The sequence below is a fragment of the Clostridium sp. C8 genome (assembly GCF_001010885.1).
Classification (GTDB): domain Bacteria; phylum Bacillota; class Clostridia; order Clostridiales; family Clostridiaceae; genus Clostridium; species Clostridium sartagoforme.
In genome coordinates, this window is the sequence record NZ_LBMX01000032.1 from 11,717 (window position 1) to 27,860 (window position 16,144).

The 16,144-nt window shown below is 28.4% G+C and carries 14 protein-coding genes; 13 read left to right on the forward strand and 1 reads right to left on the reverse strand.

Translation table 11 applies throughout. The features are described from left to right. The first annotated feature begins 5 nt into the window (after positions 1-5). From AAT22_RS04435 to AAT22_RS04485, 11 genes are all read left to right on the forward strand, one after another. On the forward strand, positions 6-2,018 hold the full coding sequence (locus tag AAT22_RS04435; protein ID WP_047000389.1) for a methyl-accepting chemotaxis protein: 2,013 nt from the start codon (positions 6-8) through the stop codon (positions 2,016-2,018). A gap of 87 nt (positions 2,019-2,105) precedes the next feature. Beyond that, on the forward strand, positions 2,106-2,996 hold the full coding sequence (locus AAT22_RS04440; RefSeq protein WP_047000390.1) for an SDR family oxidoreductase: 891 nt from the start codon (positions 2,106-2,108) through the stop codon (positions 2,994-2,996). A 388-nt stretch (positions 2,997-3,384) separates the two neighbouring features. Further along, positions 3,385-3,951 (forward strand): dihydroxyacetone kinase transcriptional activator DhaS, encoded by a 567-nt coding sequence (dhaS, locus tag AAT22_RS04445; RefSeq protein WP_047000391.1) that lies wholly within the window; start codon positions 3,385-3,387, stop codon positions 3,949-3,951. Positions 3,952-4,218: 267 nt separating this feature from the next. Then, complete coding sequence (locus AAT22_RS04450; RefSeq protein WP_016208098.1) at positions 4,219-4,590, forward strand: hypothetical protein; 372 nt, start codon at positions 4,219-4,221, stop codon at positions 4,588-4,590. 243 nt (positions 4,591-4,833) lie between these two features. Then, positions 4,834-5,622: an electron transfer flavoprotein subunit beta/FixA family protein gene (locus AAT22_RS04455; protein WP_016208097.1), complete on the forward strand. Its 789-nt coding sequence runs from the start codon at positions 4,834-4,836 to the stop codon at positions 5,620-5,622. An 11-nt stretch (positions 5,623-5,633) separates the two neighbouring features. After that, positions 5,634-6,836, forward strand: a complete 1,203-nt coding sequence (locus AAT22_RS04460; protein ID WP_016208096.1) for an electron transfer flavoprotein subunit alpha/FixB family protein — start codon at positions 5,634-5,636, stop codon at positions 6,834-6,836. After that, positions 6,826-8,226, forward strand: a complete 1,401-nt coding sequence (locus tag AAT22_RS04465) for an FAD-binding oxidoreductase (RefSeq protein ID WP_047000392.1) — start codon at positions 6,826-6,828, stop codon at positions 8,224-8,226. The genes AAT22_RS04460 and AAT22_RS04465 overlap by 11 nt, the downstream gene beginning before the upstream one ends. Before the next feature lie 203 nt (positions 8,227-8,429). Further along, positions 8,430-8,717, forward strand: coding sequence for a hypothetical protein (locus AAT22_RS04470; RefSeq protein ID WP_016208094.1), 288 nt, complete (start codon positions 8,430-8,432; stop codon positions 8,715-8,717). A gap of 172 nt (positions 8,718-8,889) precedes the next feature. Beyond that, positions 8,890-9,372 carry an iron dependent repressor, metal binding and dimerization domain protein gene (locus AAT22_RS04475; protein WP_016208093.1) on the forward strand — a complete coding sequence of 161 codons (483 nt, stop codon included), beginning with the start codon at positions 8,890-8,892 and terminating at the stop codon, positions 9,370-9,372. A 74-nt stretch (positions 9,373-9,446) separates the two neighbouring features. After that, positions 9,447-10,889, forward strand: coding sequence for an FAD-dependent oxidoreductase (locus AAT22_RS04480; RefSeq protein WP_047000393.1), 1,443 nt, complete (start codon positions 9,447-9,449; stop codon positions 10,887-10,889). Continuing rightward, positions 10,879-11,766 (forward strand): tocopherol cyclase family protein, encoded by an 888-nt coding sequence (locus AAT22_RS04485; RefSeq protein WP_047000394.1) that lies wholly within the window; start codon positions 10,879-10,881, stop codon positions 11,764-11,766. Before AAT22_RS04480 ends, AAT22_RS04485 begins: the two co-directional genes overlap by 11 nt. Positions 11,767-11,915: 149 nt before the next feature. On the opposite strand, the gene pflB is transcribed toward AAT22_RS04485, so the two are convergent. Then, a complete protein-coding gene (gene pflB, locus AAT22_RS04490) occupies positions 11,916-14,144 on the reverse strand; it encodes a formate C-acetyltransferase (protein WP_047000395.1) in 2,229 nt (742 codons plus the stop codon). Positions 14,145-14,463: 319 nt separating this feature from the next. Between pflB and AAT22_RS04495 the strand changes: the two genes are divergently transcribed. Both AAT22_RS04495 and pfkB read left to right on the forward strand, forming a co-directional pair. Continuing rightward, the gene (locus AAT22_RS04495; protein ID WP_047000396.1) at positions 14,464-15,216 is read left to right on the forward strand and encodes a DeoR/GlpR family DNA-binding transcription regulator; all 753 of its coding nucleotides are present in this window, start codon (positions 14,464-14,466) and stop codon (positions 15,214-15,216) included. Continuing rightward, positions 15,213-16,118: a 1-phosphofructokinase gene (gene pfkB / locus AAT22_RS04500; protein WP_047000397.1), complete on the forward strand. Its 906-nt coding sequence runs from the start codon at positions 15,213-15,215 to the stop codon at positions 16,116-16,118. The genes AAT22_RS04495 and pfkB overlap by 4 nt, the downstream gene beginning before the upstream one ends. Positions 16,119-16,144: the final 26 nt, after the last annotated feature.

Sequence of the window (16,144 nt, forward strand, 5' to 3'; positions counted from 1 at the left end):
GAAAAATGAAAAAAAGAAAAATTAAGGAACAAACTATAAAGCAAGCAATAGTAAGACTTCTTATTATGACATCCATAATACCATTAGTAGCAATGGTATTATCTAACTTTTATTCGCTTAATAAAAATATTAATGGTGTTATAAATGCAACTATTGATAAAAGTATTGATGTAGTATCTCAATCATTAGTAAATGAAAATAATAATAGTACTAAAGATATTGAATATTTAGCTGTTGATGCTAATGCAAGGGGATTGAAAGAGAATAAAAATAATGAAATAGTTTGGTTTGAAAAGACATTACAGGCATATAAGGAAATAAATAAGGATGTAATATCTGTGTATATGGGAAGTGAAGATGGAAAATTTGTATTAGCACCATATGCTGATTTAGGTGATAATTTTGATTCTAGACAAAGAGATTGGTATAAGGAAGCAGTAAATAATCCATCTAAGACTATAATGTCAGAACCTTATCAAGATATTGCAACTAAAAAAATAGTAGTTACATATTCTAAAGCTGTATTAAATGATAAAGGTGAAATACAAGGTGTTGTAGGGATAGATAAGAACCTTGATGTTTTATCAGGTATAGTTCAGAATCTTGAATTAGGGGATAAAGCTTTTGGTACTGTATTTAGTAAGAATGGAATAATTATCGCTAATAGTGATACAAGTTTAATAGGGAAAGGGATAAATGACTTTCCTTGGATAGAGAACATAATAAAAGGTGAAAGTAATGTAAGAATTACTACAGAAATAGATGACGTAAAGTATATAAGTTATAAGGTTGTAGAAAAAGAGAGCGGGTTAATTATTTCGGTATCTATTCCAAGAAGGGATTTAATTTCTTCATATATAAAAGAGTTATTGCTATCAGTATCAGTACTAATAATAATGATAATTATGGTGGTTATATCAGCTGGAATATTTACAAGAAGACTTACAAAGCCTATAAGAGAAGTTGTAAATTTATTGAATAAAATTAAAGATGGAGATTTTACAGGAAAAGTAGAAAGTAAATTTTATTATAATAGAGAAATCAATGCTATGATGGATAGTTTAAATGTATTAACCGAAGATATGGGAATACTTTTATCAGGAATACAAGAAGCATCTGAAAAGGTGAATTATGGATCAGAGACATTATTTGGAATAATTAAAGAGTCTAGCAATGTGGGGGAAGAAGTAGCAAAGTCAATTCAACAAATAGCAGGAGGAGCAACAGATCAAGCTGCTGGATTAGATTCAGGAGTTCGTGTAGTGGCTGTGTTAGAAGAAGAAGTTGACAAGTCTATATCAAGTTCTCAAAAGATGCTTAAAACATCAAAAGAAGTTAGATTGTCTTCATCAGAAGGAACAGTTGCCTTAGAGAATTTAACAGATACATATGAGAAGAATATAGAAGCTAGTAATAACATGGTATCTAAAGTGGATTTATTATCAAACAAATCAGAGGAAATAGGAATTATAGTTGATGCTATTAAATCAATTACAGAGCAAACTAATCTTTTAGCTTTAAATGCAAGCATAGAAGCAGCAAGGGCTGGTGAAGTTGGTAGAGGATTTGCTGTTGTTGCAGATGAGGTGAGAAAATTAGCAGAGGAATCAGCTAAATCAGCAACAGAAATTAATTATGTAATAGAAGAAGTAAAAGCAAGTATAAAAGAGCTTTATGAAGAAACATTAGTAACTAAAAAGCTTAATGAAGAAACAGAAGAAAGCTTAGAAATAACAAAAACTAAATTTGATGTAATAAGTAATATGATCAATGAGTTAGAAAGCAATATTAGTGAAGTTACATCATCATTAGATAAGATAACTGAAAGTAAAGATATTGTTGTGTCTAATATATCAGAGGTTGCAGCAGTATCACAAGAAACAGCTGCAATTACGGAAGAAGTAAGTGCTGCATCAGAGGAGCAATCTTCAGGGTTACAAGAAATGGCTGAACAAGCTGAAACACTGAAAAATTATTCAGAGATATTAAATAGATTAATTAAGAAGTTTAAAATTTAAATTGTAACATAGATAGTTTGGGTGATGGAACTAATAGCTTAGAAAAGACATATTATGAATAATGTAATAAGTAAATTTGGAGGATACATGAATTCATATAAAAGAAGTGGATTATGGAGAAATAATTTCTATAGAGATTTTCCACCCCAACATCAAGAGGTTCAACCTGGTATAGAAGCGATAATGGATCCAAGGCCAGTGTTTGATGACCCTGAGTATAGAGGCAGCGGAAAGTTAGAAGATAGAGTGGCTATAATAACAGGTGGAGATAGCGGAATTGGACGAGCTACTGCTGTTGCTTTTGCAAAAGAAGGAGCAAAGATAGTTATTGTATATTTGTATGAAAGGGAAGATGCAGAAGAAACTAAAGGATATATAGAGGGCTATGGAAGTGAATGTCTATTAATAGAAGGGGATATTAGTGAAGAACATTTTAGTAAAAATATAGTGGAAAAGACTATAGAAAAGTTTGGTAAAATAGACATATTAGTTAATAATGCAGGAGTACAATTCCCACAAAAGAGTATAGAAAATATAACTTCGGAGCAGTTAGAGATAACATTTAAAGTAAATATTTTTGCTATGTTTTATCTAACAAAAGCAGTATTACCATATTTAAAAAGAGGAAGTTCTATTATAAACACTACATCAGTTACAGCTTATGAGGGACATGAGACCCTTATAGACTATTCAGCTACTAAGGGAGCAGTAACAACATTTACAAGGTCTTTATCACAATCATTAGTAGACAAGGGGATAAGGGTCAATGCAGTAGCACCGGGACCAATTTGGACACCTCTTATTGTATCTAGTTTTTCAGCAGAAGAAGTGGCTACTTTTGGGGAAGATACTCCAATGAAAAGAGCTGGGCAACCTTATGAGTTAGCTCCGGCATATGTATATTTAGCTTCTGATGATTCAAGTTATGTTACGGGGCAGATTATTCATGTAAATGGAGGAACCATGGTAGAAAGTTAAAGCGCTTCCTTAGCAATGAGTGCAAAGTGATTTTCTAGTGTAAGGTTTCCGATTATGAAGATTTGAAGGGAATAAGTAACAGTGAACAGGGAAGTTAATTCTGCAGAAAAAATTGAATTAATGTAGATTTTAAAATGAGGAAAGAAGCTCGTAGGAAGTTCGAGACTTGATATAGTTTTGTATAATTGAGATTCTTATTTATTAAATATTACTGGAAATTTAAATTTCCAGTAATATTTTTTTAAATCAAATACTAATAATGAATTATTCTATTAATTTATCAAAAAAAATGTGAATTATGAATAGTGTAGTGAAATATTTTGTTCGGAAAATTTACAAATTACTAAAAATAATTATATAATAAGATTTAGATTGGGGATGATAAGTTTTGACAAGTTCGCTACATACTAAAAAGTTATTAGCAAAATCATTAAAGACTCTAATGAAAACTACACCATTGCATAAAATATCAGTAAAGGATGTAGTTAATGAATGTAATTTAAATAGGCAAACTTTTTATTATCACTTCCATGATATATATGAGCTTGTAGAATGGATATATAGAACAGAGGCAATTGAAAGTATATCAGAATATAAAAGTTATAGCACTTGGCTTGATGGATTTTATAAAATATTTTTATACATAGAAGATAATAAAAAATTTTGTAATAATACATTAAATTCATTAAGTAGAACACATTTAGATATGTATCTTTTTTCAGTAATTAATGAATTGCTTATGGGAGTAATTAATGAAGTATCTAGCGGAATGACTGTAAAAGTTGAAGATAAAAAATTTATGGCAGATTTTTATACGCATGCATTTGCAGGACTGGTAATACAGTGGATGAAAGATGGGATGATAGAAGATCCTAAAATATTAATAGATAAATTAAAGGAATTAATAGAAGGAAACTTTATGAGGGCATTAAAGAGATATGAAGAAATGGATTAACAATTAATAAAAATAAAAAAAGTAGAAAATGCAAATATCATAGCTTAACAAATTAAAAATGAAGAGATCTATCCTTATGGATAGGTCTTTTATTTTTTTATTCTAAATCATATAACAACAGGAAACAAAAAATAGAATAATGAATATTATAGAAAGATTAAAGAATACATGATTTAAATTTCTCTATTTAATCTAAATAGTCTATAAATACTAAATTTAAGGTTTGGTTAGTCTATAATTTACTAATTGAAATATATAGGAGAATATATGTTTATAAAGTTTGAAAATATTAATAATAAGAAGCTTATAGATGTTAGAACAAAATCAGAATTTTTAAATATGAATATGACAGAATATAATATTCCAGTAATAGATGAAGAGCAGCACAACATGATAAAGCGATTTTATCCATTTGCTATTTTTATAATAATAAAAAGCATAATAAAAAATAGAGAAATAATAAGAAAAAGGTTGTTAGAAATATCAAATAACAAAAGAGAAGAAGTTATAATAGCTTGTTCAAGAGGGCGATTAAGAAGTCCAATAACTTATATATATGCAAGGTTTATAGGAATAAGATGTAGAATTCTATGGGGAGGATTAAAGCAAAGATATTTATTAAAAAAGGATATTAATTAGTTAAAGTAATTTTATTTAATATCCTTTTTTATTTAAATATATGTTATAAAAATAACTATTATGGACAAGATTTAGTAAAAGGTTTACAATTATAATGAAATATTAATATAACGATAATGAAATAGAATGATTTTTTATTTCAATATACGAAATTATGTATATTAAAACTACAAATAAGCAAGAATGTTTTCTTAAATTTATATAGAAGACTTTAAAACATAATAAATCAGGGGAGATGATTTTATGAATACTATAGTTTGTATTAAACAGGTACCAGGGACTTCAAAGGTTGAAGTAGATGAAAAAACAGGAGTTCTAAAAAGAGATGGAATAGATACAAAAATGAATCCATATGATCTTTATGCACTAGAAACTGCCTTTAAAATTAAAGAAGAAAAGGGTGGGAATATAAGTGTAATAAGCATGGGGCCACCTCAAGCTATGGAAGTAATAAGAGAAGCATTTTCAATGGGAGCTGACAGTGGTGTATTAATATCAGATAGAAAGTTTGCTGGAGCAGATGTTTTAGCAACATCATATACAATATCACAAGGAATAAGAAAAACTGGGGATTTTGATTTAATTATTTGTGGTAAACAAACAACTGATGGAGATACAGCTCAAGTAGGTCCAGAAATGGCTGAATATTTAGGAATTCCGCATGTAGCAAATGTTAGAAGCATATTAAAGATAGAAGACGATTATATAACAGTAGAAATGGACATGCCGAATACTGTAGAGGTTGTAGATGTTAAATATCCTTGTTTATTAACTGTAGAAAAGGATATATTTGAACCAAGATTACCCTCATATAAGAAAAAAATAGAATCAAAAGATAGAGAAATTAAAGTAATATCATTGAAAGATTTTGAAGATAAAGATGAAAATAAATATGGTTTAAATGGATCACCAACTCAAGTTGAAAGAATATTTCCTCCTGAATCTAATTCTAGTCATGAAAAGTGGAATGGAGATTCAGACGAAATAAGCAAAAATATATTTAATAAGCTAAAAGAATTAAAGTTTGTTTAGGAGGAAAATATATGTCTAAATTAGTTGTAAATCAAGATAAAGTAGTAAATATAGATGAAATTATAAAAATTTGTCCATTTGGAGCCTTAGAAAATAATAATGGGAAATTAGATATTAATTCTAATTGCAAGATGTGTAAGCTATGTGTGAAAAAGGGTCCAAAAGGTGCAGTAGAATATATAGAAGAAGAAAAAATATTAATAGATAAAAGTAAATGGAAAGGTATAGTAGTATATGTTGATCATGTAGATGGAGATATACACCCTGTTACATTTGAACTTATAGGAAAAGCAAGAGAGCTAGCAAGTAAAGTAAAACAAGAGGTTTATTGTATATTTATAGGTCATAATATAAGTGAAAAAGCAAAAGAATTATTACATTATGGAGTAGATAAGGTATACGTATATGACAATGAAAGTCTTAACAATTTTAGAATAGAACCATATACAGCAATGTTTGAAAATTTTATAGATGAAGTTAAGCCATCAGTAGTATTAGTTGGTGCAACTACAGTAGGAAGATCATTAGCACCAAGAGTAGCTGCGAGATATAGAACAGGACTAACAGCAGACTGTACAGTTTTAGATATAAAGGAAAATACAGATTTAGTACAAATAAGACCAGCTTTTGGTGGAAATATAATGGCTCAAATAATCACTCCAAATTCAAGACCTCAATTAGCAACAGTTAGATATAAGGTTATGTCTGCTCCAGAAAGAAGTAAAGAGACAACAGGAGAAATAGTAATTTGTGATGTTGATAGAGATAAATTATTTTCAAATATAGATGTAAAAAGTGTGGTAGCTAAAAAGAAAGAACATAGCATATCAGAAGCGGAGGTTTTAGTTGTAGCTGGAAGAGCGATAAAGTCAGAGAAAGATATGATGATGATAAGAGAGTTAGCAGAGTTACTGGGAGGGGAAGTTGCAGTTACTAGGCCTCTAATTGAAGCTGGATGGGAAGATGCCAGCAAGCAAGTTGGATTAAGTGGAAGAACTGTTAGAGCTAAACTTATAATAACATGTGGGGTATCAGGAGCAGTTCAATTTACAGCAGGAATGAATAATTCAGATTATATATTTGCTATAAATAATGATGATAAGGCACCTATATTTAAAGTTGCTCATTATGGAATAGTAGGAGATATATATGAGATAGTTCCTAAGTTAATCCAAAAGATTAAGGAAAATGGAGGGAAAAAGTATGCAATATAATAAAGTTTTAGAAAAAAATATAGAAGATATAAAAAGTATTATAAAAGATGATGATAGAATATTTTATGGAAAAAATATAAATGAAGATTATAGTCATGATGAATTAGGTTTTGTTAGAAAGCTTCCAGAGTTAGTAATTAAGGTTTCTACAACAGAAGAAGTATCTAGTATTATGAAGTATGCCTATCAAAATAATATACCTGTTACAGCAAGAGGATCAGGCACGGGTTTAGTTGGAGCATGTGTACCTCTTAAAGGAGGAATAATAATTGATTTAAGTGGAATGAACAATATATTAGAACTAGATGAAGAAAACTTAACTTTAACAGTAGAGCCAGGGGTTTTACTTATGGAAATATCAAAGTTTGTTCAAGATAATGATTTGTTTTATCCACCAGATCCAGGTGAAAAAACAGCAACAATAGGTGGAAACATAAGTACTAATGCAGGCGGAATGAGAGCTGTTAAATATGGAGTAACAAGAGATTATGTAAGAGGACTAGAAGTTGTAACTCCTAAAGGTGAAATATTAAATCTTGGAGGAAAAGTGGTTAAAAATAGTTCAGGATATAGTATAAAAGATTTAATAATAGGCTCAGAAGGGACTTTGGGAATAATAACAAAGGCAACGTTAAAGTTACTACCATTACCTAAGAAGGCAATAAGTTTATTAGTTCCATTTAAAGAACTAGAAACTGCAATTGAAACTGTACCTAAAATAATTAAATCAAAAGCAGTTCCAACAGCTATTGAGTTTATGCAAGGTGAAGTAATACTTGCAGCAGAAGAGTATCTAGGTAAAAAGTTCCCAGATCATAGTTCAGATGCCTATTTATTATTAACTTTTGACGGTAATTCAAAGGAAGAAATAGAAAAGAATTATGAAAAAGTTGCAGATATATGCTTAAAAGAGGGTGCTATAGATGTATTCATATCAGATACAGAAGAAAGACAAGAAGCAATCTGGTCTGCAAGAGGAGCCTTTTTAGAAGCTATAAAATCATCTACAACCGAGATGGACGAAGTAGATGTAGTAGTTCCAAGAAATAAAGTAGCTGGTTTTGTAAAATTTACTCATAAGCTTCAAAAAGAGTATGAAATAAGAATAAAAAGTTTTGGACATGCTGGAGATGGAAATTTACACATATATATTTTAAAAGATGATTTAAGTGAAGAAGAATGGCAAACAAAACTTAACAATGTAATGAAGAGAATGTATGATGAAGCTAAAGAATTATCAGGACAAGTTTCTGGAGAACATGGTATAGGATATGCTAAAAGGGAATATTTAAGTGATTCTTTAAGTGATGAGAATATTGAAATTATGAGAGGAATAAAAGCGGTTTTTGATCCTAAAAATATACTAAACCCAGGAAAAGTATGTTATTAAAATAAATAAAAATAGCTTAGTAATAAGAAATACTAAGCTATTTTTATTTGTCTTAAATATTTATTTATAATATAAGTATTTATTCATATTTTCTTCATCAAAATTGTTTAATATAAGTCTATAGAAAAAATAATTTAAAGGGGTTGATATAAAAAAGTATTTGTAAATATAAATATTCAAAATAATATTAGGAGAGTGTTAATATGAATTGTCATAGAGGAAATAATGAAAGTAAATCTAATGTTAAGCATAATAATTTTAAATATTTACTGCATATGATACTTTGTTGTGGATTGCCTATAATTATTGTGTCTTTATTACCAATAATATCTAAGGTATTTCCTAAAATAAGTGGATTACTTGGATTAATAGCACCATTTATATGCCCACTAATGATGCTATCAATGGTAATAATGATGTCTAGAGGAAAGAAAAAGAACTGTTGTGGAAATGATAGTAGTAAAGAATTATTAGAAAATGGACCGAAATAATGTAAATTTAAATTCCCTAATGATATTTACTATCATTAGGGAATTTATAGTTAATTCATAAAAATAATTATACAATCAATTTATATATTAATACAGAAATATATAACTTTATAGAATTTTATGTTTTATGGTTAAATATAATATAAAGATAGCCAAGTAGTAGGAGGATGGAATGAAGGAGAGTGAAGGATTTTATACTTTTAATAATTACTTAAAAAATGATAGTAGACTAATTACAGCTTCAATGGAAGATTACATAGAGATGATATATAGATTATCAGAAGAAAAGGGGTTTACAAGAGTAGGTGATTTATCAAAAGCATTAAATGTAAAGCCAGCATCAATAACAAAGATGATAAAAAAACTAGACGATCTTAATCTAGCCAATTATGAAAGGTATGGATATATAAAACTAACTGAAAATGGAACTAGTTATGGTAAATATTTATTAAATAGACATAATACTGTTGAAAAGTTTTTACAGGTATTAGGAGTAAAAAAATACTTACTACATGAAACAGAGAAAATAGAGCATGTTTTAAGTAAAGAAACATTTGAAAGAATAATTAACTTTATAGATGTAATTGAAAAGCATCCAGAAATAAAGAGTACTCTAGATAATAATGTGATTTTAAAAAGTGATAATAGAATATAGTAAAATTATCATCTCTTAATAATTTGTTTAAATACCAAATTTAATGGAATAATAATCAAAGAGGTGATATTTTTATGAAATCAGTTTGGAGTAGAAATTATAAAATAAAGGAAAGAGAAGCTTTAAAAAGTGATATAGAAGTCGAAGCTGTTGTTATAGGAGCAGGCATAACAGGATTATTAACTGCATATATGCTAAAAGAAAGAGGAGTAAATGTTGTAGTTATAGAAAGAGGAAAAATATTAAGTGGGAATACCAAAAATACTACGGCTAAAATAACAATACAACACGATATAATATATAATAAGTTAATTAAGGAGTTCGGAGAAGAAAATGCAAAAAGATATGCTAAAGCAAATCAATTAGCAATAGAAACTTATAATGATATAATTGAAGCCAATAAAATAGATTGTGACTTCAAAAGAGAGGATGCATATATATATAGCTTAAATAATTCAAGAAAAATAGAAAGTGAATATAAAGCAGCTATTAAAATAGGAATAGATGCAGAATTAGTAGATGAAATTGAGTTACCATTTAAAATAGCTAAGGCTGTAAAATTTAAAAATCAAGCACAATTTAATCCAATTAAATTTTTAAATTATATAGCAAAGGATTTGACAATTTATGAAGATACAACAGCTATAGATATAAAAGAGGATACTGTAATAACTAAACATGGAAAGATTAAAGCTAAAAGTATAGTAGTTGCAACTCACTTTCCAATTATAAATGTTCCAGGATACTATTTTTTAAGAATGCATCAAGAAAGATCTTATGTAATTGCACTAGAAAATGCTCAAATAGTTAACGGAATGTATAAAGATGAAAATACAGCTGGATATTCATTTAGAAGATATAAGGATTTATTAATTTTGGGTGGATCAGATAAAAGAACAGGAAATAATGAATCAGGAGGTTGTTATAATAATCTTAGAGAATTTGCTAAAAAGGTTTATCCTACTGCTATAGAAAAATACAATTGGTCAGCACAAGATTGTATGACATCTGATGGAATACCATATATAGGAGTATATTCTAAAGAAATGCCAAATGTTTATGTAGCTACTGGCTTTAACAAATGGGGAATGACATCATCTATGGTTTCAGCAATAATAATAAGTGATATGATAACTGGCGAAGAAAATGATTTTTGTAAAATATTTTCGGAAAATAGATTTGATATTACAGCTTCAATAAAAAATTTAGTTAGAGATGGAGTAGAAACAGCATATAATTTTATAGCTCAAAAAATAAGCCTTCCAATGGAAACTATAGAGAATGTAAATAATGGAGAAGGAGAAACCATTATTTATAATGGAGAAAAGGTAGGAGTATATAAAGATAATGATGGAAAGATATATACAGTTTCTACAAAATGTCCACATTTGGGTTGTGAATTAAAGTGGAATGTTGATGATTCATCTTGGGATTGTCCTTGTCATGGATCAAGATTTGACTATAAGGGAAATTTATTAGATTCACCAGCTATTAAGGAACTAAAATATGAAAAATAGTAAATATAATAAAAAGGGATTTTTTGAAGGATGGTACTTTAAGCACCAATGTAATGATAGAAGCATAGCATTTATTCCTGGAGTAAATATAGATAGAAATGGTTTGAAGTATTCATTTATTCAAATAATAACTAATGAAAAAACATATAATATAAAGTATGATTTTAAAGACTTTTCAATAAGTAAGGATAAATTAACTATTAAGATAAAAGATAATTTATTTTCTAAAAATGGTTTAATATTAAATGTAGTAAGTAATGAAATAAAAGTAAAAGGCAAGTTGACTTATGAAAATCTTACTCCAATTAAAGGAGATATAATGGGACCATTTGCTTTATGTCCTTTTATGGAGTGTAATCATGGAATAATAAGTTTGCATCATATGGTTAGTGGAAAATTAAGTATAAATAATAAAGATGAAATTATAGAGAATGGAATTGGATATATAGAAAAAGATTGGGGCAGTTCGTTTCCTAAGTCATATTTATGGGTTCAAGGAAATGATTTTAAAAATGAAAAAGCAAGCATTATGGTTTCTATTGCCGATATTCCATTTTTAGGGCTTGAATTTAAGGGCTGTATAGCATGTGTTTTGTATAAGGGCAAAGAATATAGATTAGCAACTTATAATGGAGTAAAAATAATTAATTATAATGAAAGAGGATTAATAATAAAAAGAGGAAAATATAAATTAGAAATAGAAATTAACGAGGATTATCCTCAAAAGTTATTGGCACCAGATGGTGGAGAAATGAAAAGAACTATTTATGAAAACATATCATGCACAGCAAGATTTAAATTTTACATAAAAAATAAAATAATTTTTAATTTGGAAAGTAAAAATGCAAGCTTTGAATATGTACCAGTTAGCAATTAAAATTTTATAAGTATGATTAAAAAATTTTAATATATTTTAGTAGAATTTAGGTAACAGGTAACAGGTAAAAAATAAGAAATTAAAAAAAGAAAAAACCAAAATGGGTTTTTTCTTTTTCATTTCATAGTTTAAAAGAAACTTTACACTAATTACATTGATTTATGGAAAGTTCTGTTTATAACATCTAATTGTTGTTCTCTTGTTAACTTAATGAAGTTTACAGCGTATCCTGAAACTCTTATAGTTAATTGAGGATATAATTCTGGGTGCTCCATAGCATCTAATAGAGTTTCTCTATCAAATACATTTACATTTAAGTGATGAGCATTTTGACCAAAATATCCATCCATTAATGAACTTAAATTCTTAATTCTGTCTTCAGGGTTTTTACCTAAAGCATCTGGAATTATTGAGAAGGTATTTGATATACCATCTTGTGAATGTTCATATGGTAATTTAGCAACTGAGTTTAATGATGCTAATGAACCACTGTTATCTCTTCCATGCATTGGGTTAGCACCTGGAGCAAATGGTTCTCCAGCTTTTCTACCATCAGGAGTAGTACCAGTCTTTTTACCATAAACAACATTTGAAGTTATAGTTAATACTGATTGAGTGTGATAAGCATTTCTATAAGTCTTATTTTGTCTGATCTTATTCATCATATTTTCAACTAAATAAACTGCTATATCATCAACTCTATCATCATCATTTCCGTATTTAGGGAAATCGCCTTCAACTTCAAAATCTATAGCAACACCTTCTTCATTTCTTATAGGTTTTACTTTAGCATATTTAATAGCAGATAGTGAGTCAGCACAAACTGAAAGTCCAGCTATACCACAAGCCATTGTTCTAAATACATCTCTATCATGAAGTGCCATTTGTAATTTTTCATATGAATATTTATCATGCATATAGTGGATAACATTTAAAGTATTAACATAAAGGTTAGCTAACCAATCTGTCATTATTTCAAATTTCTCCATTACTTCATCATAATTTAAATATTCGCTAGTTATTGGAGCTAATTTTGGGCCAACTTGCATTCCATATTTTTCATCTTTACCACCGTTTATAGCATAAAGTAAAGTTTTTGCTAAGTTAACTCTAGCACCAAAGAATTGCATTTGTTTACCAACTCTCATTGCAGATACACAACAAGCAATTGCATAATCATCTCCCCAGTAAGGAGCCATTAAATCATCATTTTCATATTGAACTGAACTTGTATCAATAGAAACTTTTGAGCAGAAATCCTTAAAGCCTTGAGGTAATCTTGTTGACCAAAGTACAGTTAAGTTAGGTTCTGGTGATGGTCCTAAAGTATATAGTGTATTAAGAATTCTGAAAGAGTTCTTAGTAACTAATGTTCTTCCATCTAATCCCATACCGCCGATTGATTCAGTAACCCAAGTTGGATCTCCTGAGAATAAATCATTGTACTCTGGAGTTCTTAAGAATTTAACAAGTCTTAATTTCATAACAAAATGGTCAACTAATTCTTGAGCATCCTCTTCTGTTATTAAACCAGCTTTTAAGTCTCTTTCTATATATATATCTAAGAAAGTAGATGTTCTACCAAGAGACATTGCAGCACCATTTTGATCTTTTATAGCTCCTAAGAAACCAAAATATAACCATTGGATTGCTTCTCTTGAATTAGTAGCAGGTTTTGAAATATCTAATCCATAAGTTTGAGCTAAGCCTTTTAATTCTTTTAAAGCGACAATTTGATCAGAAAGTTCTTCTCTTAATCTAATTACATCTTCATCTATAACTTTAACTTCTAAGCTTTTCTTTTGAGCAATTTTATCTTCTATTAGTCTATCCACCCCATATAGAGCAACTCTTCTATAATCACCTATTATTCTTCCTCTACCATAAGCATCAGGAAGCCCAGTTATAACACCAGATTTTCTTGCTAATCTCATTTCATCAGTATAAGCATCAAATACACCTTGATTATGGCTTTTTCTATATTTAGTAAATATTTCTGAAATTCTTGGACTTACTTCATAGCCATATGATTTAGCAGCATTTTCAGCCATTCTTACACCACCAAAAGGCATAACAGCTCTTTTTAGTGGAGCATCAGTTTGAACACCAACTATTTTTTCAAAAGCCTTATCAATATAACCGGCTTTGTATTCGTTAATTCCAGAGATAGTTTCAGTATCAATATCTAAAACACCATTTTCTCTTTCTTTTACAAATAATTCACTTACTTCATTCCATAGAGTTTTGGTAGCATCTGTTGCACCAACTAAAAAGCTGTCATTACCGTTGTATGGAGTGTAGTTTAATTGTATAAAGTTTCTAACATCAATAGATTTAGTCCATTGACCTTCTTTAAAATTAATCCATTCTTGATTCATATATTGCACCCCTTTTTCAAACAATTCAAAACATTCAGAATTTACTGGAAAAATATTATTAATAAAGAATGTTTCTCAAATAGATTTTATCATTAAAGTCAACTAGTTTCAACCGCTATAATTATAATTTTGATAATATAATTATAAAATTGATAAATTGATAAATAAGTGATTATAATCACAAAATATAAAAAAGTTTATATTTTTTAGTTTGTTGAAGGTATTTGACTTAAAAAATGAATGAAAGTGAATTTTTTTGAATGAAAATGCTTGAAAACATTTACTAAAAGGTGTATTATAAATTTGGAGGTGATATTTAGTGCTAACAGAAGAAAGACATAAAATTATATTAGAACAATTAAGTACCAATTCCGCTGTATATGTGAGCGAACTTGTAGAAATGCTAAATACCTCAGAATCTACTATAAGAAGAGATTTGAATTATTTACATAAAGAAGGAAAACTAAATAAGGTACATGGAGGGGCTACATTATTAGAGAAAGATTTTAATACACAAGATGATTTAGTATCAACAAGAGAAACATTAAATGTTAGTGATAAATCTATAATTGCAAAATATTCAGCAGGTCTTATAAAAAAAGGTGATTTTGTATATATAGATTCAGGTACAACAACAAATTTAATAATTGATTTTCTAAAAGAAAAAGATGCTATATATGTTACTAATGGAATAAATCAAGCTAAAAAGCTGATAAGTAATGGATTTACAACTTATATACTTGGTGGGGAAATAAAGATATCAACAGAGGCAGTAGTTGGAGTTGAAGCCATAAATAACTTAAAAAGATATAATTTTACTAAAGGCTTTTTTGGAACAAATGGAATATCAGAATATAGAGGATATACAACACCAGATATAAAAGAAGCATTAGTCAAAGAAGAAGCAATAAAAAGGACAAGAAATCCATATATATTGGCAGACAACACAAAGTTTAATTCAATTAGTTCAATAACTTTTGGAGAAATAGATGAAGCAGTTATAATAACAACATCATTAGAAGATACTAGTTATTATAAAAAGGCAGAAATAGTGGAGGTTTTAAAACTATGATTTATACTATAACTTTCAATCCAGCGTTAGATTATGTTGTGAGAGTTCATGATTTTAAGTTAGGAGAAGTAAATAGAACATCTTACGAAGAAGTTTATCCAGGAGGAAAAGGAATAAATGTTTCTATAGTATTAAAAAACTTAGATGAAAAAAATATAGCACTTGGATATATAGCAGGTTTTACAGGAGATGAAATAGAGAGGAAAGTAAAATCTTTTGGATGCAGTACAGACTTTATAAAGCTTAGTAATGGAATGTCTAGAATAAATGTCAAACTTAAATCCAAGGAAGAATCAGAAATAAATGGTCAAGGGCCTAGTATCTCTGATAAGGATTTAGAAGAATTATATAAAAAATTAGATTTATTAAAAGAAGGTGATATTTTAGTTTTGGCTGGAAGTATTCCTAAAACTCTTCCTAAAAATATATATGAAATAATAATGGATAGATTATCTGAAAAGGGAATTAAATTTATTGTTGATGCAACAGGAGAACTTTTATTAAATGTATTAAAATATAAGCCGTTTTTAATAAAACCTAATCATCATGAATTAGCAGAATTATTCAATGTTACTATATCAAATGAAGAAGACATAATAAAATATGCTAAAAGCCTTAAAGAAATGGGAGCAAGAAATGTTTTAATTTCTAGAGCTGGTAAGGGGGCTATATTTATAACTGAAAATAATGAAGTAATAAAATCTAGAGCTCCTAAAGGAAAAGTTATAAATTCTGTAGGTGCAGGAGATTCTATGGTGGCAGGATTCATATCTGGATATTTAAAAAATGAAAATTTAGATGAAGCATTTAAAATGGGAATAGCAACTGGAAGTGCAAGTGCATTTTCAGAAGGATTAGCAACAAAAGAAAAAGTTTATGAATTATTAAATGAAATATTATAGTTCAGGGGGTAATAAAATGAAATATT

Coding starts and splice junctions, on each gene's coding strand:
- AAT22_RS04480 (WP_047000393.1), top strand. CDS start 9,447: ATGAAATCAGTTTGGAGTAGAAATTATAAAATAAAGGAAAGAGAAGCT.
- AAT22_RS04460 (WP_016208096.1), top strand. CDS start 5,634: ATGTCTAAATTAGTTGTAAATCAAGATAAAGTAGTAAATATAGATGAA.
- pfkB (WP_047000397.1), top strand. CDS start 15,213: ATGATTTATACTATAACTTTCAATCCAGCGTTAGATTATGTTGTGAGA.
- AAT22_RS04455 (WP_016208097.1), top strand. CDS start 4,834: ATGAATACTATAGTTTGTATTAAACAGGTACCAGGGACTTCAAAGGTT.
- AAT22_RS04475 (WP_016208093.1), top strand. CDS start 8,890: ATGAAGGAGAGTGAAGGATTTTATACTTTTAATAATTACTTAAAAAAT.
- AAT22_RS04440 (WP_047000390.1), top strand. CDS start 2,106: ATGAATTCATATAAAAGAAGTGGATTATGGAGAAATAATTTCTATAGA.
- AAT22_RS04450 (WP_016208098.1), top strand. CDS start 4,219: ATGTTTATAAAGTTTGAAAATATTAATAATAAGAAGCTTATAGATGTT.
- AAT22_RS04470 (WP_016208094.1), top strand. CDS start 8,430: ATGAATTGTCATAGAGGAAATAATGAAAGTAAATCTAATGTTAAGCAT.
- AAT22_RS04465 (WP_047000392.1), top strand. CDS start 6,826: ATGCAATATAATAAAGTTTTAGAAAAAAATATAGAAGATATAAAAAGT.
- AAT22_RS04435 (WP_047000389.1), top strand. CDS start 6: ATGAAAAAAAGAAAAATTAAGGAACAAACTATAAAGCAAGCAATAGTA.
- AAT22_RS04485 (WP_047000394.1), top strand. CDS start 10,879: ATGAAAAATAGTAAATATAATAAAAAGGGATTTTTTGAAGGATGGTAC.
- pflB (WP_047000395.1), bottom strand. CDS start 14,144: ATGAATCAAGAATGGATTAATTTTAAAGAAGGTCAATGGACTAAATCT.